The organism is Pedobacter nototheniae, from assembly GCF_004335085.1.
Classification (GTDB): Bacteria; Bacteroidota; Bacteroidia; order Sphingobacteriales; family Sphingobacteriaceae; genus Pedobacter; species Pedobacter nototheniae.
On the sequence record NZ_RQRS01000066.1, the window covers coordinates 1 to 539 of the forward strand.

The following is a 539-nucleotide window of genomic DNA, read 5'->3' on the forward strand; positions in this document are numbered from 1 at the left end:
GAATTACAACTGTCTTTTTTAAGTTTGCCTAATTGATATGCAAAGCTATCAATCTGCTTTGCAGAGTATTTATTATTATGATAATTTTCAATAATATAACTATCTCCCCAATAAGTTACTTTTTCATTAGTTTCTGGAGCAAACTCTTTACTGCTTTCCAATAGAATAAACTTCAGTGGCTTTTGTACACTGCATGCTAGTAAAATGCTAGGAAGGCTAAGAAGTATTAAAACTTTAAATTTCATATCATTGAACAGACCAAAAGTAAATCATTAAATTATTGTTTTAATGGAGGTGGATCTGTTACTATTACAGTGTTTTTAGGGTCAATTATTTCACCATTTTTAAATTTTGTTCTTCCCAAGAATACATGACCAGACCACCAATATTCATAAATCATATCATTATCTAGAGAATACCGATATAAATCTCTAGGATTTTCTTTAAGATGACTGAGGTTGGTTATATCAGAAGCCTTATAAAAAGTAATTAAAAGGGAATTACAACTGTCTTTTTTAAGTTTGCCTAATTGATATGCA

The 539-nt window shown here is 29.1% G+C and carries 2 protein-coding genes; both read right to left on the reverse strand.

Annotation, left to right across the window (positions count from 1 at the left end):
- Positions 1-245, reverse strand: a 245-nt coding sequence (locus EHC72_RS22485) for a hypothetical protein (RefSeq protein ID WP_131539963.1), incomplete at its 3' end; no start/stop codon positions are given.
- Between the two features lie 32 nt (positions 246-277).
- Positions 278-539, reverse strand: a 262-nt coding sequence (locus tag EHC72_RS22860) for a hypothetical protein (protein WP_165585923.1), incomplete at its 5' end; no start/stop codon positions are given.